Annotated in this window: 20 protein-coding genes; 12 read left to right on the top strand and 8 right to left on the bottom strand. The window is 63.1% G+C overall.

The genetic code is table 11. The features are described from left to right. Positions 1–12: 12 nt before the first annotated feature. Positions 13–1,149, bottom strand: coding sequence for a GNAT family N-acetyltransferase (locus ACOIX3_RS15600; RefSeq protein ID WP_420970700.1), 1,137 nt, complete (start codon positions 1,147–1,149; stop codon positions 13–15). A 210-nt stretch (positions 1,150–1,359) separates the two neighbouring features. On the opposite strand from ACOIX3_RS15600, the gene ACOIX3_RS15595 reads away from it, so the two are divergent. The 8 genes from ACOIX3_RS15595 (at position 1,360) to ACOIX3_RS15560 (ending at position 11,717) form a co-directional block, all read left to right on the top strand. After that, complete coding sequence (locus ACOIX3_RS15595; RefSeq protein ID WP_420970699.1) at positions 1,360–2,913, top strand: glucosamine inositolphosphorylceramide transferase family protein; 1,554 nt, start codon at positions 1,360–1,362, stop codon at positions 2,911–2,913. A gap of 255 nt (positions 2,914–3,168) precedes the next feature. Continuing rightward, positions 3,169–4,398, top strand: a complete 1,230-nt coding sequence (locus tag ACOIX3_RS15590) for an NAD(P)-binding domain-containing protein (RefSeq protein WP_420970698.1) — start codon at positions 3,169–3,171, stop codon at positions 4,396–4,398. Beyond that, positions 4,395–5,186, top strand: coding sequence for a glycosyltransferase family 2 protein (locus ACOIX3_RS15585; protein ID WP_420970697.1), 792 nt, complete (start codon positions 4,395–4,397; stop codon positions 5,184–5,186). Before ACOIX3_RS15590 ends, ACOIX3_RS15585 begins: the two co-directional genes overlap by 4 nt. Positions 5,187–5,232: 46 nt before the next feature. Beyond that, complete coding sequence (locus tag ACOIX3_RS15580; RefSeq protein WP_420970696.1) at positions 5,233–6,387, top strand: glycosyltransferase family 4 protein; 1,155 nt, start codon at positions 5,233–5,235, stop codon at positions 6,385–6,387. Then, the gene (locus tag ACOIX3_RS15575) at positions 6,384–8,354 is read left to right on the top strand and encodes a hypothetical protein (protein WP_420970695.1); all 1,971 of its coding nucleotides are present in this window, start codon (positions 6,384–6,386) and stop codon (positions 8,352–8,354) included. Before ACOIX3_RS15580 ends, ACOIX3_RS15575 begins: the two co-directional genes overlap by 4 nt. Beyond that, the gene (locus tag ACOIX3_RS15570; protein ID WP_420970694.1) at positions 8,341–9,099 is read left to right on the top strand and encodes a hypothetical protein; all 759 of its coding nucleotides are present in this window, start codon (positions 8,341–8,343) and stop codon (positions 9,097–9,099) included. The genes ACOIX3_RS15575 and ACOIX3_RS15570 overlap by 14 nt, the downstream gene beginning before the upstream one ends. A 15-nt stretch (positions 9,100–9,114) precedes the next feature. Further along, positions 9,115–10,392 carry a glycosyltransferase family 4 protein gene (locus tag ACOIX3_RS15565; protein WP_420970693.1) on the top strand — a complete coding sequence of 426 codons (1,278 nt, stop codon included), beginning with the start codon at positions 9,115–9,117 and terminating at the stop codon, positions 10,390–10,392. After that, positions 10,383–11,717: a hypothetical protein gene (locus tag ACOIX3_RS15560; protein WP_420970692.1), complete on the top strand. Its 1,335-nt coding sequence runs from the start codon at positions 10,383–10,385 to the stop codon at positions 11,715–11,717. The genes ACOIX3_RS15565 and ACOIX3_RS15560 overlap by 10 nt, the downstream gene beginning before the upstream one ends. Before the next feature lie 47 nt (positions 11,718–11,764). On the opposite strand, the gene ACOIX3_RS15555 is transcribed toward ACOIX3_RS15560, so the two are convergent. The 4 genes from ACOIX3_RS15555 to ACOIX3_RS15540 form a co-directional block, all read right to left on the bottom strand. Beyond that, positions 11,765–13,009: a hypothetical protein gene (locus ACOIX3_RS15555; protein ID WP_420970691.1), complete on the bottom strand. Its 1,245-nt coding sequence runs from the start codon at positions 13,007–13,009 to the stop codon at positions 11,765–11,767. Positions 13,010–13,029: 20 nt separating this feature from the next. Beyond that, positions 13,030–14,031, bottom strand: coding sequence for a GNAT family N-acetyltransferase (locus tag ACOIX3_RS15550; protein ID WP_420970690.1), 1,002 nt, complete (start codon positions 14,029–14,031; stop codon positions 13,030–13,032). A gap of 485 nt (positions 14,032–14,516) precedes the next feature. After that, positions 14,517–16,109, bottom strand: a complete 1,593-nt coding sequence (locus ACOIX3_RS15545; protein WP_420970689.1) for a polysaccharide biosynthesis/export family protein — start codon at positions 16,107–16,109, stop codon at positions 14,517–14,519. 494 nt (positions 16,110–16,603) lie between these two features. After that, entirely contained in the window at positions 16,604–17,476 is an 873-nt protein-coding gene (locus ACOIX3_RS15540; RefSeq protein ID WP_420970688.1) for a hypothetical protein, read from the bottom strand. A gap of 13 nt (positions 17,477–17,489) precedes the next feature. Between ACOIX3_RS15540 and ACOIX3_RS15535 the strand changes: the two genes are divergently transcribed. Next, positions 17,490–18,476, top strand: a complete 987-nt coding sequence (locus tag ACOIX3_RS15535; RefSeq protein WP_420970686.1) for an SGNH/GDSL hydrolase family protein — start codon at positions 17,490–17,492, stop codon at positions 18,474–18,476. A gap of 44 nt (positions 18,477–18,520) precedes the next feature. Here ACOIX3_RS15535 and ACOIX3_RS15530 read toward each other — a convergent pair whose 3' ends face one another. Further along, positions 18,521–18,730 (bottom strand): hypothetical protein, encoded by a 210-nt coding sequence (locus ACOIX3_RS15530; RefSeq protein WP_420970685.1) that lies wholly within the window; start codon positions 18,728–18,730, stop codon positions 18,521–18,523. A 114-nt stretch (positions 18,731–18,844) separates the two neighbouring features. Continuing rightward, a complete protein-coding gene (gene dinB / locus ACOIX3_RS15525; protein ID WP_420970684.1) occupies positions 18,845–20,092 on the bottom strand; it encodes a DNA polymerase IV in 1,248 nt (415 codons plus the stop codon). Positions 20,093–20,438: 346 nt separating this feature from the next. Here dinB and ACOIX3_RS15520 point away from each other — a divergent pair, with 346 nt between their 5' ends. The 3 genes from ACOIX3_RS15520 (at position 20,439) to ACOIX3_RS15510 (ending at position 23,535) form a co-directional block, all read left to right on the top strand. After that, positions 20,439–20,705 carry a hypothetical protein gene (locus ACOIX3_RS15520; protein ID WP_092125468.1) on the top strand — a complete coding sequence of 89 codons (267 nt, stop codon included), beginning with the start codon at positions 20,439–20,441 and terminating at the stop codon, positions 20,703–20,705. Between the two features lie 240 nt (positions 20,706–20,945). Next, on the top strand, positions 20,946–22,127 hold the full coding sequence (locus ACOIX3_RS15515; protein ID WP_420970683.1) for a hypothetical protein: 1,182 nt from the start codon (positions 20,946–20,948) through the stop codon (positions 22,125–22,127). Between the two features lie 316 nt (positions 22,128–22,443). Then, entirely contained in the window at positions 22,444–23,535 is a 1,092-nt protein-coding gene (locus ACOIX3_RS15510) for an acyltransferase family protein (protein ID WP_420970682.1), read from the top strand. Positions 23,536–23,645: 110 nt separating this feature from the next. On the opposite strand, the gene ACOIX3_RS15505 is transcribed toward ACOIX3_RS15510, so the two are convergent. Then, positions 23,646–24,842, bottom strand: a complete 1,197-nt coding sequence (locus ACOIX3_RS15505) for a glycosyltransferase family 87 protein (protein ID WP_420970681.1) — start codon at positions 24,840–24,842, stop codon at positions 23,646–23,648. Between the last annotated feature and the right edge of the window lie 24 nt (positions 24,843–24,866).

Genomic DNA, 24,866 nt, shown 5'->3' with positions numbered 1-24,866 from the left:
CCGCTGCGCTCTCTACCGGGAATGCCGGAACGCATGCCAAATCCGGCCGCGGACGTTGCAAAATTGCTGATAGCCCTGGTGCTCCGCCACTTCCATTGCGAACGCAACCGGGTTGCGCATACGAACATCGATCAGCGTGTCGACCATGGTTCGTCGGCCGGTCCACAGCTGCGACATGATTCCATCCCCAGACGAGCAAGAGTCGATTGTAACGGCCTGAGCGGATTCGAGTAGCTCTTCCGTGATCTTGCTGATCAGCACAGCCCCCGGCGAAAAGCCCGCGAAGCACGCGTCGAATGCGGTCTTCCACGTATAGGCTTGGCGGCCGCTGTAAATCAGGACTTGTGCCGCGATCGCGGCACCATCGACGCGCAGCAGGGCGACCGAGGCCAGATCGTGCGCCGCGAGATTTCGGATGAGTTGGCGGGCAAAGCGTGCATCACCGGCGTCGCAAAGCAGCGCCGTTCCCTCCTTGCCCTTCCAGCTTGCCGCCTCGAGCGCGAGAAACACCTCGAACCCGGCTTCGGTTTCGGCCGGCGTCCGGCCGTTCACAATCTCCACCCTTCCAGTCGCGGCGAGCCGATTCCAATCCTGGCGCAGCTTCTTGCGGGTCGATCCCGATTTCTTGACCCCTGAGCTCTGGTCCGCAAACGGGCGTTCCGCACGAACAAGCTCCCGATATCGCCCCATGCCCTCGAGCTGCCGGAGCATCGCCGGATAGACAACCGGGTCAGCTTCGAAGGAGCGCAACTTGATGATCTTGGGCAGTTGGACGTCACGCCTGATCGCGTCGAACAATGCCGCTACCACCTCGTCGGCGCGAGCGTTGTCGATCACCGCATTCGAGGTGAACGCGTAATTGTAGGGGAGTGCTTCCAGGAATGCCGGCGCCGTCGGCAGATTGCGCTTCTCGCACAGCGCCCAGAATCCCACCGGACAGCGCGGCTCCACCTCCTCGTCCCAGGCAACCAGGACGTGGATCTTGGCAAACCCGGTTTCGGCGGCCGCCAGCAACGCCGCGGGATGCATGAATGCGTTGCCATCGACACGCGCGACGAGATCGTCCCACGTCCGACAGAGTTCGGCACTCGGAGCGCAGGTGTATGCTGAAATCAGCCCATTCTTCGCCCGCTGCCAGCCCACATTCATGCGTCCAAATGACGCTCCCGACCGGCTGAGCGCAACATCGCCGAAGGATTACCCCGTCTGACATCACACATCCGGGCACGGTTTGGGCATAATTTTGCAGCCGATCACCGTGGCCTGGCCGTGTGCCGTCGACAGCACAGGCCGCTGGATTCCAGCATCGGCCGTCCCGCAGTCGCGGCAGGCGAACAATTGAACGGGCTCGGGGTGTGAATGCGCGTTGGCCTGCATCTTGATCCGTCGCGGCTGCTGCGCTGGCATCTTTGGCTGGCGGAGGCACTTGCCGAAGACCCAGGCAACGAGATCTCGTGCAGCTTCGGATCGGATCGCCATCCGCTGCCGCTGAGCTGCCGCACGCTGCTCGAGCTGGAGCGGCTCGTCTACCGCGTCCGTGGAGACGGCGCTACGGATTCCGTCCCGGCAGCACTCCGGGCCCTCGCGCCTTCGACCACTGCGCCCGATGTCGTGGTCAATCTCAGCGGCGAGGAGCCAGCCACCTCCGTACGGCGCGTGCTGACACCCCTCTTCAACGGCGTGCCCGGCGAAATCGGAGCCCTGGCAGCGTTGGCGGACGGTGAGGACCTGCTCATCGAGCTGCACGATACAGCGAGCCCCTGGGCCCCCTGGAAGGCATGCCCCGCCAGCGCGGACCGCAACGTGCTCGCGGCGACCCTGGACGGCACCCTCTCATGCGCCGTCCTGCTGATTCTCAAGGCCTTGCGCGAGGAAGGCCGGCCGGCCGCATGCGATGTCGCCCGCCCGCGGACGACCGGACCTCCGGGCCCGCCTCCCGCGGCCCTCATATGGGCGAGCGGCAGGATGGCATCGAAAGCCATCAGCCTCCTGAATATCATCGCAAGAGGCGGCAAGATGTGGGGCGTCGGCTGGCGCCTCGACGGAGGGACAAGCCTGCTCGACAAGGGCAACGCCGCCTTCCAGGTGCTCGCCGGGGACGCCGGCAGCTACCTTGCCGACCCGTTTCCGTTCACCCACCAGGGACAGGATTTCATCTTTGTCGAGCAGTACTCCTTCAGGAAGAAGCGGGGATGCATTGCGGTCGTAGGGGCAAATCGTGACGGCACGGCCGGCGAGCCGCGGATCGTCCTGGAGGAGCCGCATCATCTCTCCTATCCGTTCGTGTTCGAACGGGATGGACAGATCTGGATGATCCCGGAATCCGGTGAGGCGAGCAACGTCAGCCTCTATCGGGCAATCGAATTCCCCCACCGGTGGGCCCGGGAAGCCTGCCTCATCGACCGCATCGAGGCCTACGACTGCACGCCGCTGTTTCGCAACGGCCGTTGCTGGTTTTTCGTCAGCCCCAGGCGATGGAGGTCCACGTCATGGGACGTCCTCGATATCTACCGCGCGGAGAGCTTGACCGCCCCCTGGATGCCTCACGCCGCCAACCCCATCCTGATTGATGCCTCGCTCAGCCGCCCTGCAGGCGCCTTCATCGAGCACGGCGGGCAGGTTCTGCGTCCGGTGCAGAACTGCATGCGCGGCTATGGCGATGCAATAACACTGTGCCGGATCGATGCGCTCCGGCTGTCGGGATTTTCTCAGACCCCGGTCGGTGTCATTCGAGCAGCAGGCTTCGGCTGCCACACCTACAACCGCAGGTCCGGTCTCGAGGTGATCGATATGTTCGGTCGCACCACGGGATTGCGGGAGGTCACGGCCTCCTACGAGCCGTTGTCACCCGGCGTTGCGGTGGCCGCGGAACGGCGACCGGCACGGTCATCGATGCCGGCTGGCTTGGCGTAAGAGACAGGAAATCATTGCTGGCGACGTCGGTCGAGCAGAACCATTTCCGCAGTGGCACAAACCGATAACTACAAAGAGCTAATCATCTATCGCGCTTCCACTGCGAAGCACCATCAGCGATCTTTGGCGCCAGGCTTGCTGGAAGAGGGTCGCAAGGAGAGAGTTTCCGCGTTTCAATCTCCCGATGTCTTTTTCATTTCATCTACCTTTTTATTCCGTGCGGGAGGTGCGCATATGGGCCGATCGAGCACATCCGTGGATGTGGCCGTCATAGGAGCCGGCCCCTACGGCTTGTCGCTGGCTGCGCACTTGCGCGCACGCGGTGTGGAGCACCGGATCTTTGGTGAGCCAATGGCGTCCTGGAAGAACAACATGCCCCGCGGCATGCTGTTGAAATCCTATCCCTGGGCGTCGTGTCTTTCCGATCCCGCATCGGAGTTCACGGTGAAGTCGTTCTGCACCGAACGCGCCCTGCCCTATCATGACGTTCTGACACCGCTGACACGCGAGCGGTTCATCGAGTACGCCGAAGCCTTCCGGATGCGGTATGTGCCGGCCGTGGAGAGCAAGACTCTCACGGCACTGGAGGCCGTCGGCGGCGGGCTTCGTGCCAGCTTTGACGACGGCGAGACGGTCAACGCGCGGCGCGTCGTGGTGGCAGTCGGCCTGCATCCGTTCAAGCATCTGCCGCAGAACGCCGCACATTTGCCTGCCGAGCTGTGCTCGCACAGCGGCGACTACGGCTCACTTGAATCGTTGGACGGCAAGGACGTCACCGTGGTCGGATCCGGATCGTCCGCGACGGACCTCGCCGCGCTGCTCCACGAACGGGGAATCCCGGTTTCACTGGTTACGCGCGCACAGCAACTGCGATTCGCCAACCGGCCGCGCAACCGCACTTCCGTCGAGCGGCTGGTCGCGCCATTGAGCGGCATCGGCCCGGGTTGGGCCCTCACGGCCTGCGCGAAGTATCCCCAGCTCATCCAGATGTTGTCGGAGGAACGTCGTATCCGGCTCGCCAATCCCAAGGCGCTCGGTCCCTTGGGCGGTGCCTTCGTGAAGGACCGCGTTGTCGGAAAGGTGCCCATGTGGCTCGGTACCTCGATCCAGAGCACCGAGATCCGCAACGGCAAGCTTCAGCTCAACCTGGTCAATGCCGGTCGGCCGGCGCTTGAGACCGACCATGTGATCTTCGCAACCGGCTACAAGATCGATCTAAGCCGGCTCGGCTTTCTGAACCCATCGCTGCTGCGTCACATCCGCCTGGTCGAGGGGGCGCCGCAACTTTCGTCACATTACGAGACCTCGGTACCAGGCTTGCATTTTATCGGTCCCGCCGCAGCAAACAGCTTCGGCCCGGTGTGTCGGTTCGTATACGGGACCTATCACCCCGCTCGGGCTCTTGCACAATACTTGTCAAGCATACTTGTACGCTCGCGACCTGCGCTCCAGGTCCGGCCATTTGATCGCACGGTGTCACCATGAACGCTCCTGTCCCCAACATTCTCTCCCACATCAGCAAGGTACCGGCGGCTGACGCGATCAATCTCGCGCTGGGTCGGCCGTTGATGATGCCGCGCGTGAGCTTCGTCGTCCCGACGCTCAATGAAGCAAAGAACCTCCCTTGGCTTCTGCCGCGTATCCCGACATGGGCGCACGAGGTGATTATCGTGGACGGGCGCTCGACGGACGACACGGTCGCTGTAGCGCGTGGCCTGCGCGAGGACGTGAAGGTCGTGATGGAGCCGCGCCACGGCAAGGGCGCCGCGCTGCAGGCCGGCTTCCGGGCCGCCACGGGCGATATCATCGTCATGATCGATGCCGACGGCTCGATGGTTCCGGAGGAAGCGATCGTCTTTGTCGGCGCCTTGATCGCCGGCGCGGATCTGGTCAAGGGCTCGCGCTTCCTCCAGGGCGCCGGGACCGACGATATGTCGACGTTCCGGATGCTGGGCAATTGGGCCCTCACCATGTTGGTGCGAATGCTCTACGGCGGCTCGTTCTCCGACCTGTGTTACGGATACATGGCGTTCTGGACCAAGCACGTCCCAACACTCAATTGCGACTGCGACGGCTTCGAGATCGAGACCCTCATCAACGTGCGGGCTCTGAAGAATGAGCTGAACATCGTCGAGGTCGCGAGCTTCGAAGCTCCGCGCATCAGCGGCTTGAGCAATTTGCGCGCCATTCCGGACGGCTGGCGCGTCCTCAAGACGATCCTGCGCGAGAAGGTCCGTTCTCCGGTCTCGCTGGTTGCCTATGGCTATCCATAGCCGATACGAGCGGGACGCACGTCCACGATGACGGTGGGGAAGCCGAATGCGTATCCTGATGGTGTCCGCGCGCTGCTACCCCTTCGTCGGCGGTATCGAAACCCACATCCAGGAGGTCGGTCCGCGCCTGGTCGCGCGCGGCTACTCGGTCGACGTGCTCACGACCGATCCCTCCGGAAAGTTGCCGATTGAGGAGAACGTCCGCGGCATGTGCGTGCGGCGCGTGCCGGCCTGGCCGCGGGAATTGGATCTCTACGTGGCGCCGCAGGTCTATACCGCGATCCGCCGCGGCACATGGGATCTGATCCACTTTCAAGGTTACAACACTTTTGTGAGCCCGATCGGGCTGCTCGCAGCCGTCCGCACCGGAGGCCCGTTCGTCCTGACCTTCCATAGCGGCGGGCATTCCTCGCGGCTGCGGAACGCCGTGCGCAGCACGCAGCGTGCGCTGCTGCGCCCGCTGGTGGCGAAGGCCGCGCGGCTGATCGGCGTCTCCGAATTCGAGGCCAACTTCTTCAGCACGCGAATGGGCATTCCTCGCGAACGGTTTGTGGTCGTCCCAAACGGCGCCGCGATGCCGGCCGCCAGCCCTGGCGTCAAGGTCGATCCCTACTTGATCGTCTCGAGCGGCAGACTGGAGCGCTACAAGGGCCATCACCGGGTGATTGCGGCCCTGCCGGAGTTGATCCGGAGGATACCGAACGCGCGCCTGCGCATCGTCGGAACCGGGCCCTATGAGGGCGCACTGCGTCGGCTCGTCAGCACGCTTGGTCTTGACGATCGGGTCACCATTGCGGGCATCCCGGGATCCGAACGCCAGAGAATGGCCGACCTCCTGGCGAGCGCCGGCCTGTTCGTGTTGCTGAGCGACTACGAGGCACATCCCGTCGCCGTGATGGAAGCGCTGTCGCTGCGTCGGCCCGTCCTCGTCAGCGACACGTCGGGGCTGCGGGAGCTCGCGACCAAGGGCCTGTGCTGCGCGCTTCCGCGCGATGCAAGCCCGGGCGAAATCGCCGCGGCCATGGCCGAGGAACTCGAAGCCCCGCGAGAGATCCCCGATCTGGCATTGCCGGATTGGGACGCCTGCGCGGAAGCGCTGAGTGACGTCTATCGTGATGTGTCGGGTAACCGGGCGACGGTCAGTCTGGCGCACGACGGTGCACGGGGCTTGCGACCCGCGACGAGAGCGCGGGTCGGATGACACGCGCTCATCCCAACGCCGAAATCGCAATCACGCCGGCGCGGTCCTGGATGCAATCCATCCTTGCCATGATCGGCCCTGACCTGCGCGGCAACAGGGTCGATCCAACGCCAGATCCCGCGAACTCCGGGTGGATCGCGGCGCTCTGCATGGTGGCCGCAACGGCCCTACTCCTGATTGTGGCCGGGCACGGAGCCGGGCGGCGCGCCGAGGCGGCGGCATCGCTGCTGTTCTGGGCCGGTGTTGTCCTGCTGGTCGTCCCGGCCGGCCTGCGCATCTCGTGGCCGAACGTGGCCCGGAGCGAGCGGCTTCTTCTCCTGCTCCTGCTTGCCGAGGCCCTGTTCTACTTCAAGATCGTCTATTCGCCGACGGGCTTCGCGCACCACGATGAGTTCCTGCACTGGGCCGCGGCGGAAGACCTCGCGACCGGCCGCCGGCTGTTCCTGTCCAACCCGCTGCTGCCGATCGGGCCGGCGTATCCCGCGCTGGAAATCGTGACGACGGCGATCACCAATCTAACCGGCTTGCCGTTGTTTGCCGCTGCGACCCTCCTGTTGGCGATCCTGAAAGGCACGCTCGTCGCGGCCCTGTTTCTGTTCTACGAGAGGATCACCGGGTCTCCGCGTATCGCGGCGATCGCTTGCCTGACCTACATGGGCTGCTCGACTTTCGTGGTGTTCGAGTCGGCCTTTTCCTACGAGACCCTCGGCTTCGTGCTGTGCATATTGATCCTCGCGGTGGAGGCTGCATCGAAGGATCTCGCCGGACGACCAAGGTTGAGCGCGCTCGGCCTGATCGCGCTGCTGTTGGCGAGTCTTGCGGTCACACATCACCTGACGGCAGCCTTTGCCGCCATCTACCTCGGAATGCTGGCGGCCCTGGAGGCTGTGCGGCGCGACGTCTCACTCGGGCTCGAGGCGAGGATCGCCATGGGGATCACGGCGCTGATCGCCATCCTCCTCCCTCTCCTGTGGGTAATGGCCAGCGGATATTCTTTCACCGGTTACGTCGGCCCTGTGGTCGAAACCGGCTTCAAGACACTGCTGGGAAGGATATTCGGCACCGGTATTCCGCCGTCGGAACATCTCGGCGCGCCCACCCAGCCCCTCGGCATGCGATCGACCACGTTGGTTGCGATCCTGCTGCTGGCGCTCGGATTGGCGACGGGTTTCTTTCGATCGCTGGCTCTGACCGCGCCGATCAAATTGCACTCAGGCTGGCGTCCAATCCACGATGTTCTCGGGCGGCGCTGGCGTGACAGCCGCGTTGTGCTGCTCACTTTGCTGGCCTGCGGGTTTCCTGTCTCGGTTGCATTCCGCTTGACCGTCAACGGGTGGCAAATCGGCAACCGGATGGGAACGTTCGTGTTCATCGGCGTCGGACTGGTCGTCGCGGTTGGCATCATCCATTTCTGGCAGGGCCGCGCGCCGCGCGGATGGCGCCGCGTCGCACCATCGGCCGCGCTGGCGGTCATCGTGATGGGCGGGGTGACGGCGGCTGCACTCGAGCCGATCCGTGGACCCTACAAGGTGGCGGCGGACGCGCAATCCATCGAGCGCATGGGCATCGAGACGTCACTCTGGACCAAGGAATGGCTCGGGCCCGGCAACCGCTTCACGGCCGACCGGGTCAATCGCCTGCTGCTTGCCGGCTACGGCCGGCAGGACGTGAGAATCAAGATCAAAGAGGGCATCTATGCTGCTCGTGCGTTTCGGGGTGAAAAGCTCGGATCCGATGATTTCTACGCACTGGCCAGGAGCGACATTGATTTCCTGCTGGCGGATCTCCGCCTGACGACCGCACCGCCGGTGCTCGGCTTTTACTTCGAGCCTTGGGAGTCGCAGCCGGGAACGCGGCTCTGGGCTGCCGAACTGCTGAAGTTCAACGACGTCAAGGGCGTCACGCGCACCTACGACAACGGTTTTCTTGTCATCTACGACGTGAGAGGACTGCATGGCGAGCCCTGACAAGCGGGACCTGCTCGGCGCCTGCCTGTGGGCAGGAGCGACGGTGGCGGTGGTTGCGGCCAGCGACAGCATGCTCCCGCGCACCGTTCTCGGCGCGCCCATGGCTCTCCTCATTTCCGGCCATACGGTGCTGCGCGCGATGGGCATCAGGACCACGTCGCTGTCGGAACACCTCGCCTATTCGGTTGGCGCGAGCCTCGCCCTCACCGTCGTCGGAGGCTTTGTGCTCAACGTGCTGGGCGCGCTCACGCCGCTTGGCTGGGCGTTCTGGTACCTGGCGGTGACAACAGCCGCGATGCGGCTGGCTCCCAGCGACATTAACATCTCAACCCCGAGCGCCAGGCTGGGTTCACTGCGAATACCGCCCTGGCAAGCAGCTGCGATCGCATTGGCGATGCTCGTGGCGACGGGAGCCTACGCCCTGGCGATCCACGATCAGGCAGTCGAGCGGCAGTTCAAATATACCGAGTTCTGGATGCTGCCGCCGGCTCAAGGCGATCCGGGCCAACTCGTCGTCGGCGTGCGCAGCGCAGAAGCCGAAGCGCACCAATACGACCTCGAAGTCACCCTCGACGGGAAACCATTCGCGGTCTTCCGCTCGCTGACGATTGCCCCGGGCGACACGTGGGTGCGGAAGGTTCCTGTCCCCATCCTCGCTGTCCAGCAGAAGGCCGAGGCCCGGCTCTACCGGCCGGCCGACAACAAGCTCTATCGCAAAGTCTCGGCGCTGGTGCCGGCTAGCTGAGGCGGAGGCTCGGTCATGCGCATCCTGCTGCTGTCCCAGTTCTATCCCCCGGTGATCGGGGGCGAGGAACGTCATGTCCGCAATCTCGGCGCGGCACTGGCGCAGCGGGGCCACGACGTGAGTGTTGGGACGTTGATGCGCCAGGGATCACCGGAGACCGAGCTGGACGGCGCCGTTCGAGTCCACCGGTTGCGCGGCACGCTGCAGCGCCTGTCGAAACTCCATGCCGATCCCGAGCGTCAGCACGCGCCGCCCTTCCCGGATCCCGAACTGGCACTCGGCCTGAAGCGGCTGATCGACCGGGAGCGACCGGATGTCGTCCACGCCCACAACTGGATCTATGCATCCCTGCTGCCGCTCAGGGCGCTCAGCGGGGCCCGCTTCGTGGTGACGCTGCACGACTATGGCCTGGTTTGCGCCAAGAAAAATCTGATGCATCTCGGGGCTCAGCTGTGCAGCGGGCCGGCGCCGGCGAAGTGCCTGCCGTGCGCGACCCGGCACTATGGCGCGGCGAAGGCGACCGCGACCACCCTCGGCAACTGGGCATCGAGCTTCGCTGCCCGTCGCATCGTGGACCGCTTCATTGCGGTGAGCCACGCCGTCGCCCATCACACCGGGCTCACCCGCGGCAGCGCGCCTTACGAGGTCATCCCCAACTTCGTGCCGGACGATGTCGAAGTGCCTGGTCCGGAAGACTCCTGCCTGCGCGAACTACCGGACGGTGATTTCATTCTGTTCGTCGGCGACATGATGCGTCTGAAGGGCATCGACGTCCTGCTCAAGGCCTATGCCGGACTGAACCGGCCGCCACCGCTTGTCATGATTGGACGCCGCCTCGCCGATACGCCGACCGAATTCCCGCCGAACGTTCGCAGCTTCAGCGCATGGCCGCATTCCGCCATCATGCACGCCTGGCGGCGGTGCCTGTTCGGCGTGTTGCCGTCGACCGGCCCGGAGGCGTGTGCAACCGTGATCATGGAAGCGATGGCGTGCGGCAAGGCCGTCGTCGCAACAGATATCGGCGGCATGCCCGATCTGGTCGATCACGGCGAGACAGGACTTCTCGTAGCGCCCGGCGACGCGCCGGCCCTCGCCGGCGCGATGCAGGCGCTGCTGGACGACCGTGCCTTGCTGGCCCGCCTCGAGGCGACAAGCCTGGCCCGGGTGGGACGCCTCAAGGCCAAAGCCGTCGTGTCCCGGATCGAGCAGCTCTATCGGGATGTACTGCGCGCGGCTCCCGCTGCAGTCGCGATGGCTGCCTACCAGGATCCGGGAAGGCCATCATGCCGATAGGCTTCGTCCGAGCGGCCATCTCGCGACTGCACCAATCACTGCAGAAGAGCGCCGCCCTCGTCATGAATTCCGGCGCACTGGCGACCGGGACGGTGGCAACGGCTGGTCTTGGTTTTGCCTATTGGTGGCTCGCCGCCCGGCTGCTTCCGCCGGACGCGATGGGCGTTGCTTCAGGCCTGCTGTCCATGATGAGCCTCGTCACCCTGCTCGGCGAAGGTGGGCTCGGGACCTTGCTCACGGGCGAGCTCGTTCGGCATCCCGGCAAGGAACCCGGGCTCGTCACGGCGGCAGCTTCGGTCGGCGCGGCCATGGCGGTCGGGTTGGCCGTGCTGTTTTTCGTCGGGCAGACACTCCTCATGGGTTCGACCGGATCAATCGATGATTGGTCCGCGGGCCTGGCCTTCGTCATCGGCTGCGGCCTCAGCAATCTCACCATCATGGGCGATCAGGCATTCGTCGGCATTCTCCGAAGCAGCAGCAAGACGATCCGCCTGGTCCTGTTCGCCGTATTCAAGCTGATGCTGCTCGCCGCGGTAGCCGCCCTCGGCTTCACCTCCCCGACCGCGCTGCTCTGGACCTGGGTCGCCGGGTTGCTGGCATCCTGGATCGGCGTCGATCTCCTGACGAGGGGCGGCGCGCGCCATCTCGTCGGCGCCCCCGATTTCAAACTGCTCCACATGCACCGCCGCCGGGTCCGCGACCATTACGCACTCGACGTCGCATTGCTGACGCCGGCCCTCGTCATGCCGTATCTCGTGCTGGTGCTGCTGTCGCCGACCACCAATGCCGCGTTCGTGGCGATATGGATGCTGGTCTCGGTCGCCTCCTTGATTCCGGCAGCCATGGCGATGGTGCTGTTTCCCGTCGTCAGGGCAAGCCCGAAGCAATCCAGGCACGACATCCTCGTGTCGCTGACGGCATCGCTGCTGTTCTCGCTGGCGTGCGCCATCTTCATCTTCACCTACTCGCAGCAGATCCTGGCAGTCTTCAATCCGACCTATCCCAGGATCGCCGGTTCGAGCCTCAGCCTGCTCGGATTCAGCCTGCTTGGATCAACGCTGAAATTCCACGCCTGCACGCTCGCGCGGCTGACCGACAGGATGCTCAAGGCAGCTCCCTGGTTTGCGCTCGGCGGATTGTTGGAGCTATGCCTTGCCATCCTTGGAGCAAGGCTCGGTGGCCTCCAGGGCCTGGTCGTGGGCTGGACGCTGGCCGTCAGCATCGAGGGCGTATGCGCAGCCCTCTGGTTGACGTCGGCCGCGAAGTTGGTTGCCGGCACCGACCCCGTGCTGCAAGGCCCGACCTCATCCCCGTTCCAGACCTGAGGATATCCTCTGGAGACATCGCCATCCGCAGCGTATCGCCGAGACGATCAGCCTGCGCGGTTCGTCCCTGACGCCGAAATCGCTCCGGTCTTGAGAACACGCGCGGCCGCACGGTGCAGGAGGTTCTTTGCGGTTTGCGCGACCTCCAGCAAAGCCGGGGCCGGATCGTCCCAGCGCCAGTAGGCGTTGTGAATCCGGTGCTTCGGCGGATAGGAGCAGTCGGTGCCGAGCATTCGCGCCGCGAGGAAATCCCTGAACTCATCGCGCCAGACATGGGTCGGATCGAGGTTCAATGCCGGGCGCGGTTGCCGCGCAGCGTCGCAATAGGCGATATGACAGAGATTGATGCCGCAAACGGCTGACAGTTCCACCTGCAGATCGGTTCGGCCAACGGTCGGCTCGACAAACCGAAAGCTTCCGTCACGCACGTCGCGTCGGTATTCCATGCTGGCAAAGCCGTTGGTCAGCCCCACGGAGCGGAAGAAGCGGATCGTCAGATGCTCCAGCTCCTCCGCCACCTCCGGCGCTGCCCAGCAACTCGCGGTCCAGCCGGTCTGCGGCGGAAACGAGCGGCCTTTGCGGCCCGTAAAGCAGACCGGAGCTCCCGGCCCCACATAACACAGGCAAAAATAGATCGAATCGTTCGGACCCTCGATCCACTCCTGAACAATCACCTCCCCCACGACGTCCAGCACCCGCTCGCAGAGCGCTCGCGCGTCGGCCAGGGTCTCGACACGATAGGCCTTCTGAAATGAAGCATCATAGGCGGGAGAACGGCCGTTGGGCTTCACACACAGTGGAAGCCGAAGCCCCTGCAAGACGCTGAGGTCACCGCGGCTCCTTACCAAATGGGTTGCTGGAACCGGAAAGCCGCCGTCTTGTGCCAGCCGGAAAAATCGTTCCTTCAAGGTCAAGTCGGCAAGCAGCTGATGCGACGGCAGCTCGAAACTGAACCACGGGGCCACGGAGTCACGATACCGCGACACCGTCAGAAGCGGACGGTCATCCGCAAAGAACAATACGCCACCGTGAGGCATCTCTGCCCGCAGCCGGAGCAGCTCAGTGACGAATCCCTCTCCCTCAAAGCCTGAAACCACGGCTCGCCGCGCATATCGCGACGTCGATGCAATATCGACCTTGGTGTCGACGACAACGACCGGACGAATCCCCGCTTGGGCCAGACTGCGCACCAGTGACAGGCCGTTGGTGCCGCCGCCCAGCACCACCGCCGTCGGAGCCACATCTTCTGTCACGGCCTCCTGTGCCGGATTTCGTCCCAGCCAGCGGGACACGCCATGTCTGGCGAAGCCGTTCACGGCCCTTGAACGGCCGGAGCCGAGCAGCCAGCGCCATTTCCCGTTGAAACAGCCGCTGTTGGTCCGCTCGCCTGCTTTCGCAGCAGCCGTCCCAGCGCCTGCCTGGCGCGCCGGAGCCTCTCTTCGAGGCGGCGCTCCAGGGTGTCGGCGCCCAGCACGATCCACGTCATTGCGTGCTCGGCATTGGCAAGCTGGCACTTGTGCCGGGAGAAGCCGGCCAGGAAATCGTAGCCGCGTTCACCGCGCGAGATGCTGTCCTCGATCGACAGCACATGGCTGACCAGGCCGGGCTTCAGCCGGCCGTCAGGCTCGTAGAGAAAGCCGCTCTGGTAATTCAGGACATGGCCCTCGTGCACGAAATTGTACAACACGCCGATCGTCTGTCCTGCAACCAACGTCCGCGAGATGCGGATGGCACCGCCAGGGACTCCGCGTGCAATCAGTTCTTCATGAAACGGACGGAAGCCGGGATTGACGAACGATCCCTTGGATCCCCATCGCGATTGATGAAAGCCGGCCAGCACATCGAACGCGGCAAGCGCCTCCGATGTCGTCTCCATGATTCGAAACTCGATGGGGCCACGTTCGGCATACAGCCTCGCGGCGCGGTTGATGGCCTGGCGCGTGCTGCGGCCTAAGGAGGCGCGGTAACTCCCGTTCTTCGCGCCGATCTTGCTGAAGTCGACCCAGCGCGCAACGTCTGCTTCCCTCACTTCGGTCAAGAGCCCGGCCCGGCCGGCCACACCCGACGCGACGCCCTCGAAATCCAGATCGATGCCTGAGAGCACGAGCTCGTCGGAGGCGCTCAAGCTGTGCGCAAGGGCCTCAAGGCATGCCGCCACGACGGGAGCAGCCAAAGCCCGCTCGGCAACGATGCCGTTATACTCGATGAACAGTCGATCGAAGCGAGCGTCTCCGGTTTCGTTGAGCAGCCAGCGCGCCCGATCGTGCGGTCCGAAGCTCCATACCGTCCGCCGGCAAACGATCGCCAGCCCCACGGTTCGCCCGGACATCCGCGCGATCAGAACATGCGGTTGTGCACCGCGCGGCAGATGCTTGAGCCACGTACCGACCCAGAGCCAGGACAGATAGAACGAATGCGTCGCGCGCGCTTCGAGCTCCTTCCAGGAGCTCTCAAGGCTCGCAATATCCTGCAAGGATTCAATGCGGACCTCGATGGGCGAATCATGGCGCCCGGTTTGCTCGACCGAAGCCGCGCGATTGGGTTCCGGTTCGACGACCGAGACATCATGACTTGCTGCCATATGTCGATCCCAATACTCCAGCGGCTACGGCGGCGATCCCGGAGAACGGCCCGGAATGGTTCTCACCGCAGAAACCTTCATCTCCCGGGTGCGAGATGTGAAGGTGTTATCCCTGGCTACCCATGGCAAACGAAACCCACCTAGATGGGGGTAGCCCTCTGGGATATCCGGCGGGAATTTCAGGCGGAACGCTGCGCCGGGTGATGTCCTGCCGGGCATCAATTCGGACCGGTCGCCTGATCCGCAACCGCTCGGCCGATCTCCTGCCGGTTGGTCGCTCGCCCAACGGACGGCCGATCGGCTGGTGCCGCAGCTGGGGCTGGCGAATTGGCCTGGGTCGAATTTGCCTGGGTCTTCGCGTCGCCGTCGTTCACGATGATGTTCACGAGATCGCCTGGTTGCAGCACGGTCATCCCGAGAGACTCGATACCCACCGGCCCGGTCGGCGTTTGCCGCACGACCTGATAGGTGATCCGGCTTGCCTCTTTCGTGAACTGGGCACGGGTCGCGGGCAGCGTGCTGAGGACGCCTTCGCTCATGTTGAAGTCGCGCTCATTGTCCGCGAGCTGGCGTTCGATGGCCTCGATCTCAAGCTCCAGGTCGTTCCTGACATCGGCCTGGATCCGAAATCCTTCGGCCTCAAGCGTCGCAAGGCGCTGTTTGGCCGTTGCATACTGATTGAGCGCGTCTCGCCGACGCTGCTCGGCATCGGTCAACTCGCTCTGAACCTGATTCAAGACCGTTGCGCTGATGACATTGCGGTCCGCGAGCGCGCGCATGCTGTTGACCCGCTCCTGGCGCAGCTTGACGAGCTCGTCGAGTGATTCCAAGCGACCATACACAACAACATCCTGCTTGGCCGATTCCAGCGCGGTCTGAAGCGCGCGCTCACGGTTCGTGCGGGCGGTGGCGATGGTCTTGCGCCGATCGCCCTGTTCGCGGACAAGGTTGGCGGCTTCAGTCGCTCCCACCAGTTCGATCAACCGAAGCGGAATCTTGGGTTCGGCGCCGTCGCGTTCGGCTTTCAGCACCGCTGCGCGCGCCAGCAGCTTCAGCATCGCATCAGCCGACGCACTGCGCTTCAGGATTTCCCGTACCGCTTCGATCTTCTGCCACGGCTCCGAGGAGCCCCGATCGAGCCCGCCCGCCAGCGCCATTGCGTGCAGCACCGTCATGCCGGATACGAACTTGTACGAGCCGGGATTCTTGACAGGCCCGAGCACGTAGATCGGTGAACGCTCGTTCGACAGAATGTTGACCACTCCCTTGCGGCCGAGCAACCGATCGAAGCTTTCCGCCAAATCGGTACGAACCTGCTGGGTTGACCGGTCGGCAACCCGAATGGTGCCAAGCAAGGGTACCGAAATCGTGCCATCCTCCTGAACCGTGTATGGGCCGCTCAGTTCCGGACGCTGCACGAGACCGCGCAGGGCCGAGCTCGACGACCGCCCCCACTTGTCCTCTTCGGCGTCGACGCGCTCGTAGAAGGCGATCGTGAGCTTGTCGCCGATGGCGCACAGGTCTCCGGCCTGCGCGTCCCGCGCCGGGCTGAGCATCTTGGAGCGTTCAGCGATCGCGGAAGCAGGGGTGTCGCTTGGTACGACCGCCGTCATCGACGGCGCGCTTGACGAATCCGACGTCGTGACCGCGGCCACTTTTGCCGGCGTCGGAGATGGCTTGTCGGACCGTGTACCGAGCGCAGCAAACGCCTTCTGCGTCACAGCATGCGAGAATATCTCGACGGCTCCCCAGTTCTTGCCCGCAGCCACCCCCACCACGGCGAGGCTGACGATGGCAAGGACAGCTGTCATTCTCCTTCGAGAGCGGAGCGGCACGAGCCGGGTCGGCTCGGACTTATCTTGCACAACCATACACGCGGCTTTCGCGTTCGTTGATGGCGGCCAGGTCGCTGAATGCGAGCGTGGCGCCAAAAACAGCACTATCACGAGCAAAGACACCGCTATCGTGACCCCTGGGCGGGGGACGCACAACTATCCCATTGTGGGCACCCCTTTTGAGCGAATGACCGCTTGCCCCAAGCGGACGACCAACTCGTGGGACGGGAACCGATATGACGTTGGTTGAGCAACGACCTCTGCCGGGCAAATTGGCCGTCTGCAGCCGTCTTGATCTCCCTAGCCCGCTTGGTCGCGTCCGGGAACCGGCACGTCCAAAGTTTAGGGGCAAGAACTGCCAGGTTTCGCAAACCGGTCGTTGGCGCCGCCTTGCATTAACGGCGAGCGCGCTTTTCCGCCTTTGCCGTCGCGCATCGATCCGCTCACGCGCGATACGCTCGCATCTGTCGCTAAGCGATATCAAGTGTCCATCTGATGGAGGCCGGATCGGCGGGTCGCGTGGTGGTGTAGGTCACCAGGTCGTATCCTCGCTCGACGACGAGATCGGCAACTTCGATGAAGCCCTCGTCATTCCCCTCCTTCGAGCTGTGCAGCGTCACATCGCTCATGGAGACATCCTGGTTCGTCAACGATAGCCTGACCATTCCCTGATGGTCTCGAATGGGCCTGCAGATCGGAATGAGCCGCGCCTCGAAATTTGTCGGGTGATAGGGCTTGAGACGCAGGTTCTTGTGGAAGGTTCTGTCTCCCTCGATCGACAGCACGCTCTTGCAGGCTGCCGAGTTCACCATGAGGCCGCGGATGGATGAATCCGACCCGATGTGGATCGGGTACGTCTCGCCGCGTTCCAGCCGGACGCCCGAAAACGCGATCAGCCTCGACGAATACTCCACCGGTGTGCCCGCAATTTGATCCTTGAGCGGCACGCGTTCGTAAGCCGTGAATGCAAACGTGCGTTTGCACTTCGCGGTCTCGGCCGTCCTTATCTTAGTCAAGAAATTGCCAAGGTGTGTCGCTATCACGCCCGACAAGAACTCGGCCGGATGACTGCCGTCGGCATAGAGTTCCTTCGCGTCTACGTTCTTGGACTTGACGACCGCGGCAATGACATCCCTGACATCAAGATAGTACCAGTCCTGCTTCTGGCAGACGGAAATGCAGGCGGAGATGATCGTTCTTGATGCGTTGATGTCGCTCACCGGTATGCAGACGAAAACCGGCTCGCAATTGGCGCGTTTGGCGGAATGCCCGATCCACTCGACCCACCTCACAACATCGTAGTAATCGATCGCATTGGCGGAAAGCAGCGAAAAATCGATCACGCATGTATCGACAATGCAGAACTCCGAGCCTTTGAAGAAGTCGCCCTGGGCGAAGTACGGACCGAGCAAGGACGGAGATGCACCGATCCTTCCTGCCGATGTCACTTCAATTGTGTCATCGGCGTCCAGAAATTTCTGGAAAAAGCCTGCCTTCAGGATGCTGTTTGACTGTCCCAGGATCGAAATGCTCAGCGACATCAGATTAACTGCCCTCAGATGGAACCGCGCAATGACGTCGAAAACGCTTGATCGAGAACCCCGCAACACCGCGTCAACGACATCAAGCGTCTATGTCGCGGCGACGTTATCAATTGTCGCGGCGCTCTGTCTACCATCGGAGGGACGCGCGCAAAGCTCGCGAGCTGCATGCGATAAAACCGATGCGCAATTCGCCGTAACGGCCGCGATGCCGGACAATGCCGACGCCTTGCGCAAATATGAGAGAAATGTGTCGGGCCTGTCCGGCGATGTCTCGACGGTCCTGCTTGGCGACTCGCTGGTCGAGGCGTGGCCGAGGGAACTATCAGCCTCGCTCGGCGCCGGGCCGGTAGCCAACCTCGGCGTCGGACGCGACAGGATTCAGAACACGCTCTGGTTCATCGAACACGAACGTGAGCGGCTGCGAAAAATCAAGCCGAAGTCCATCATCGTGCTGGTCGGAACCAACAACATCTATCTCGATAAACCGTGCGGCGTGATGGACTCCTATCAAAAGCTGTTTGACGAGATCAGGTCGCTTTGGCCGAACGGCAAGATTTTCTCCATCCAGATTCTTCCGCGAGGCGACCAGATGAAGGGCGCAGCCGAGAACATCGGATCCGTCAATGCCGAGCTCAGCAGGAGAAGCCGGGAACTCGGGATCAGAACGATCGATGCCTCCGACATCGCATGCGGACGAACAACGCCGTGTGCCAACTACAAGAGCGATCTCCTGCACCTGACGCCATCCGGATACGAAGCCCTGACCAGGATCGCAAAGCAAGGCATTGGTTCATCGTAGGCTGCGCGGGAGCCATCAATGACGCTGAGGTGCGACCCGGTCTGCTAGGTCAGCATCGAGATGATCGATTGCAGCTGATCGGACGCCGACGCCACGAGCCCGTCGAACGACGTCTGGCCGTGCGCCGCCGCCCGCAAGATGGATTCGGCAACGGCCGCCTTGAGACCGAACACGGATTGATCGGCCGGCACGCTTGCCATCACCGTCTCCAGCGCGTCGCGCATCGTCTGGATCAGTTCGGAGCTGAATTTCATGGCTCTCCTCCGCGTGCTCAGGATAGACCGGGCGCGCCACGCCACCACTCACAAGCCCGCGATTCCGGATTGCGTTTTCTTAATGCAATGACAAGCCGGTGAACCGGCGAAGCGTTAGAGCTCCTTCTCGGCCAGCTTGCGGAAGTCGTCGGGCACCGAACGAACGACCTCCAGCGCTGCCGAACCGTATCCGATCGCATCCCAGCCAAAACGATCGCGGACCTTGTCGATGGCACAGTCCGCGGCCCAGCGGGCGATCCCGATCGGACTTCCAGGGCGAAGCGCTTGATCGGCGAGTCCGAGCGGAAGCTCGAGCGCAAGATCCCAATGCTCCTCGAGATGCGACACCGAGATTGCCAGCAACGAAATGATTTTCTCGCTTGGGTGGTCAGCAAGCGTGGCGCGCACCAGCTTCTCGGCGAGGCTGGCGAGGATCACCGTCGTGCACACGGGCGCATCGAGCGTCATCGAGCGCGTCACCGATTTCAGGTCGGCGAAGCGAACGCGCACCGTCACGGTTCGTCCAGGCCGGGATTTCGCCCGGAGCCGCGTGGCGACGCGGTCGGCGAGATGAAGCAGCGTCGGCCGAATGACCTGCTCGATCGCGGGCTTTCGGCCAAGCGCCGATTGTGCTCCTGCCGATCGCGCGCGCCGATGCGGCGTGAGCTGTCGCGGATCGCGATTCCAGGCCAGCGCGGCGAGTTTCTCGCCCGCCGCCGGACCGAGCAGCCGCGTCAGCGACCGCTCCGACAATTTGGCGAGTTGACCGATCGTCGAGACGCCGATCGCGTCCAGCCGTGTCCTGGTGACCGGCCCTACTCCCCACATCAACTCAACCGGCAGTTCATGCAGGAATCCGAGCTCGGCGTCGGGATCGACGACGACAAGCCCGTCGGGCTTTGCGACCTGCGAGGCGATCTTTGCCAGATGCTTGGTGCGGGCGACGCCGACCGAAATCGCAAGGCCGAGCTCCGTGCGCACACGCCGCCGGATCGCCGCGGCTATTTCGGCGGGCGTTCCGAACAGATGCGTGCAGCCGGCCACGTCGGCAAACGCCTCGTCGATCGAAATGCGCTCGACGAGCGGGGTGAAGTCGCCGATCACCTCGATGGCTGCGTCACCCAGCCGTTGGTAATCGCTGAAGTGGCCGCCGACGAATATCAGTTGCGGGCAGAGCCGGCGCGCTTCCCGTCCCGACATGCCGCCATACACCCCGAAGGCCTTGGCCTCATAGGACGCGGCAAGCACAACCCCGCCTCCGACGGCGATCGGCTTGCCTTGCAGCGACGGCTCAAGCAACTGCTCGACCGACGCGTAAAACGCATCCAGGTCCGCGTGAAGGATGGTGGCTGCGGCTGCCATCTCAAGGCGTTCATCCCTGACCTGACCAAAATTGCTCGTCCCTGGACGCTACATTAGCCAACAGAACAAAACAAGAACATATTCGAATCCGGTCCACCAGGAGTGGCCGCGGGCGGCCGGCGGTCTGCCAGCGAACGTTGGGCGGGCTGCCGCGCCGGGCATCGAAGCGGGTTGCCGGTCGCTCTCGAAGGAATCATCGCAAGGCGGTTGGGAGGTCGCTCGACATCCACGGGCATTCTCTGCCGAAGACGAGATCACGACGCGCGGCTGTCGCGTCCCGCTGCGCCAGCTCGCTCATGAGCCGGCGTTGTTTGACGAACAGGCTTTTTCGGGTAGAGATCAAGGCATGACCGACCACTCTCATCAGGTGGACTTCCAGGCTGCGGCCTCGCTTTACAAATGGCCTTCTCTCGGCAATTCCAGGCGAGAGGATCGCGCGCCCTATATGATCGTCAACGGAACGCTCGACCAATGCATCCGGGACTTCATGGGCAAGCCCGAGAAGACCCGGCATCTCTACGAGATCCGGACCACGTCGCAGCCTCCCCTCGTGCCGGATGTGCTGTCGCCCGAGCACGTGATCGAGCTCTCGAGGCTTCGCGAGTTCCTCTGAGGCGCTTCAGCGGACGTGATCCCAACGCGTCTTGTCCGCAGACAGGCTTATCCATCTGTCGTGCGCCGGAAGGCGCATTGTTTGCCTCTGAGGGAGCCGCTACACTTGCCTGGCTCTCCGAGTGACGGACGTTCGCGCCGGCATGATTGATCCGCTTCGGCCTCGTCCGCGGTTCGCACATCGCCGGCACGGGAGCGGAGCGGCTGCACGACCGGTTGCCGGGGCATCGAGAGGCGCCACATGAGGTTCAATCTGGCGATCTTGAGCGTGCTGGCCGCAAGACCCGAGCAACGGATTCCGCTTGAAGAGGTCAGCCGCGAAGTCAAGCGCATGATCGCCGCGGGCGATGCAGCCACGAAGCTGAAGCGATCGTCGGAGCTTGGCGACGCCGACGTCTTCCAATCCGGATGGGCTTCGATCAATGAGGCCGGGCTGCAGATCACGGACTCCGGTCTCGCGCTGTGGCGCGAGCTCGAAGCGTCCCGGATCGAACAGGAGCTCAACCAGCAGGAGCTCGGCGAGCAGGAGCTAGGCGAGCAAGAGGTCGGTGAACAGGAGCCGAGCGAACGACAAGCGGAGCGCGTGGAGACCGTCGCTGCCGATCCGCGCGATGCGACCAGAGATGCGGTTGTCGAACGGCCCGACGCGATTGATCGGCAAATCCCTCGCCTGATGCAAGAAAGCCTTGCCGATCGCACGACCTCGAGCACCAGCCGCTCAACCGCATCCCCCGACCTGCCCGCGCTCCCCCCGATCGTCCCCGAGCCGGCATTTGGCTCCATTCACGAGCCGGACCAAAACGATTCCCGATTCTCGCGACTCGTAAAACTCCTCGGCACCGGCATGCCGGGATTTACCCGGGCGCGGCGGCGGCGTTCCGAGAGCGACGTGCCGGATCGGAAAGCGGTCAGTGGCGCTGGAATGACGGGGCTGGCCGTTGCGTGCCTCAGCCTGATCTCGGTCGTTGCGTGCGTTGCCGCAGCGATTGCACTCGGCCAGATCTCGTCGTTGAAGTCGGACAACGCCACCCTGCGGCGGGAGCTGGTCCCGTTGAGGGAACGTCTCGTACGACTCGAACAGGACGCCGCGAAACGCGAGGCCGCCCAGCAGGACGAAGCGCAAGACAAGCTTGAGGCGGACAAGAAGGCCGCTGAGGCCAGGAGCGAACAGGCTGCACTCAACCTCTCGCGAGAAGAGATTCAGCTGATCAGGGAATACATCAAGGCTGCCCCTTCAGCCGGTGCCGGCGGACCGCCGATCAACGTCGGCGATCCCGTCACCGGCGGAATGATTCCGTTGCCGTCGCCGCTGACGGAGAAGGCGCCACGACTGGTCGGCGCGAGATTTGCGATCCGCAACGGCGCCATCATCATCAGCACACGAAACAGCCGCCGCGTCGATGCCGTGTTGATGGCGAATTAGCGGCCTCCTCCCGGTGTTTGCTCCCGGTGCGGGGTGGCATGATGTTGCTGAACGTCTCGCCCGCAAGTTCGGCGGCGCCATCCGTCTACCAGATGGCGACGTGCCGACGAAACTTGGCGACAGCCAATCCGAAGCGGCGGTGTCGCGCCGCGCTAGCGGCTTTCCGGAGATGATCGTGCACAACGGCTCCGAAGTACTACCTCCTATGGGCTCGCATCGAGCAACGCGACTGGGGGCATAGTGTCTCCGGACGTCTGTTCCGTGTTGCCAGAAACCAGGCCGTTCAGAGCGGCGGGCCGGATGCGAAGCAAAACCCATGATCATCTCGAGAAACCATCACATCCAGGCGCTACGCGGAATTGCCGCCTCGCTGGTCGTCTTGAGTCATGCTCTGGAGGTGATCGTCGATCATCACATGCTGCCCGAGTGGTTTAGACCTGTAGGCTTCAGCATTGGTGGACTTGGGGTGACGACATTCTTTGTCATCAGCGGGTTCATCATGGTTACCATTTCTTACGATGATTTCGGCAGCTTGCATAACGCGCTACGTTTTGCCGGACGCAGACTTGTCCGGATCGTGCCAGCCTATTGGATCGCCACGCTTACCGCGTTCGCGCTCTATCAGGTTTCTCCGCTCGCTCGAAAGCCTTCAGCAGTGGAACTTGTTAGTTCGCTGACCTTCATCCCTTATCCGAATGGTCTCGGTGTCGACATGCAGCCGGTGCTCGGACAGGGCTGGACGCTCAACTACGAAATGTCCTTCTACGCCTTGTTCGCCATCGCTTTGGTCTTGCCTCGACGGATCGGTTTGATCGGACTGTTTTTGCTGTTTTGTGTGATTGTCGCCGGGGGAGCATCGGTAAAGCCGCTCTCCGACTATACGCCGGCTCAGACCGTATTCACGTTTTTCTCCGATCCGATCATCTTACTGTTCTTGGTTGGCATGGCTATCGGCGTGCTGAGACGAAACTTCGCCGACCATTTTGTTGTCCGCTATCCGCTATTGGTCGCGGCGGCGCTACTTGCGACACAGATCCTCGTGAACATCGTTTTGCGGATCCCGCCGCGCCTGCCCTTCCCGGAAGTCATCTCGGTCTGGATAGCTGGCGCATTGGCTGTTGCGGCGTGCGCATTCGCTGCGCCCGTATCGGGTGGGGGGTTTGAAGCCGCTGCCGAGGCAATGGGCGACGCATCGTACAGCACGTACCTGTTCCACATCTTCATCGTCGCGGCACTTAAAATGACGTTCCCGATCACGCCGGTGACTGCGGTGTTCTTCGTGTTGCTGGCGCTGCTGCTCTCGAACCTATTCGGCCTTTTGTTCTACCGAACCGTCGAGCGGTCGATTTCCGCCCTGCTCCGAGGATCGCCAATTGCTTGGAGGCCGGTGGTGACGCGAGCGTCTTAGACAACTATCGGATGCCAACCGGCGAAGCGCCGCATAACGACCGTCACGGGTCAGCGGCACGAGACGGTATCACTCCGTTCTCGCTGTGACCGTTGACGACCCGATCCGGATCAGGAAGCACGAACCGGAATTGCCCCGCTGGCGTCGAGTTGCCGCAATCTCATCCAGATCACCGCGATCAATGCGGCGCACATGAACGGACCCACGGGCACAAGCGCGAACGGGAATATATATCCCAGCGCGAAGATAATGCCGACGCCGAATCGGAAGGACCGCCTTGATGGCAGCGTGATCTGGTCATCGCTCATGAGGAAGACCAACGCGACGACCAGGACCTGCATATCGTAGATGGCGAAGTAGGGGGAAATCAGAGGCGTTGCCGCAAGCAGGCAGGCGGCCTTGACGGCGAAGCTTACATCGCGCCGCCACGTCATCAGCACCCAGACCGCGCAGGCCGACGCGACAAGGATCTGCAGCGACATGGCCAACCCGTAGCCAAAGCCGGCAAGGCGAAACAGGCCATAGATGCTCTGCAACTTGTACCACGGCAGCGCGCCGGTGAGATGGAACTGCGTCGTCGCGAAGGTCGCTGCTTCACGAAATCCCGTGAACGTATCCCAGCCGAAGATGGTCCCGGACAGCAGCAGCAGAGCGGACGCCATCAGGGAGGCCGTTAGGACAACGCTCCAACGCCCAGTGGCGATCAGTACGAGGGGGAGAAGAACGCCGTATTGAGGCTTGAAGATGAGAAGCGCGATCAAGAAACCACTGATGATCGGGCGCCTGTCCAATAGCAGCAGGGCGCCCCCCAGCAGCGCTGCCGCAAGCAGCGAGCTTTGGCCGGAAAGAAAATCGTAGACGACGGGCGGTGCTGCCAATGCCAGCAGCAGCGCGCCTGAACGCGGCCGAATGGAGTAGACCACCAACAGCCAGCAAAACAGCTTTGCCGCGCTCCAGATCCAGTAGGCAGCTGTAAAGGGCAACAGCGCCAAGGGCGCCAGAACCAGAAAAAACACCGGAGGATAGAAGAACGGAACCGGCATTTGGTCGTAGGAATACGGCGCATGATCCGCCGGCTGCATCTGAACGAGCATCTGACGCAGTTGGCCCCAATCATAGGCGGTCGCAGCATGGCCCTTTAGAGCCATGGAGCCGGCGGCCCAAAAACATGAGAAGTCGATGCCTGGATGACCGGCTCCGCTGATAAACATCAGGGCCAAGGCCAGTATCGTCATACTGAGCAGGATGAGACAGGCGATCGCCTGCGCTCTATCTTCGCCGTCCTCGTGCGAAATAACCCAGGTCATGAAAATCGCGCGATCTCGTCAAAG

The organism is Bradyrhizobium sp. B120, from assembly GCF_049075665.1.
In the GTDB taxonomy this organism is placed as follows: Bacteria; Pseudomonadota; Alphaproteobacteria; order Rhizobiales; family Xanthobacteraceae; genus Bradyrhizobium.
This window is presented reverse-complemented; position numbering and strand designations above follow the sequence as displayed.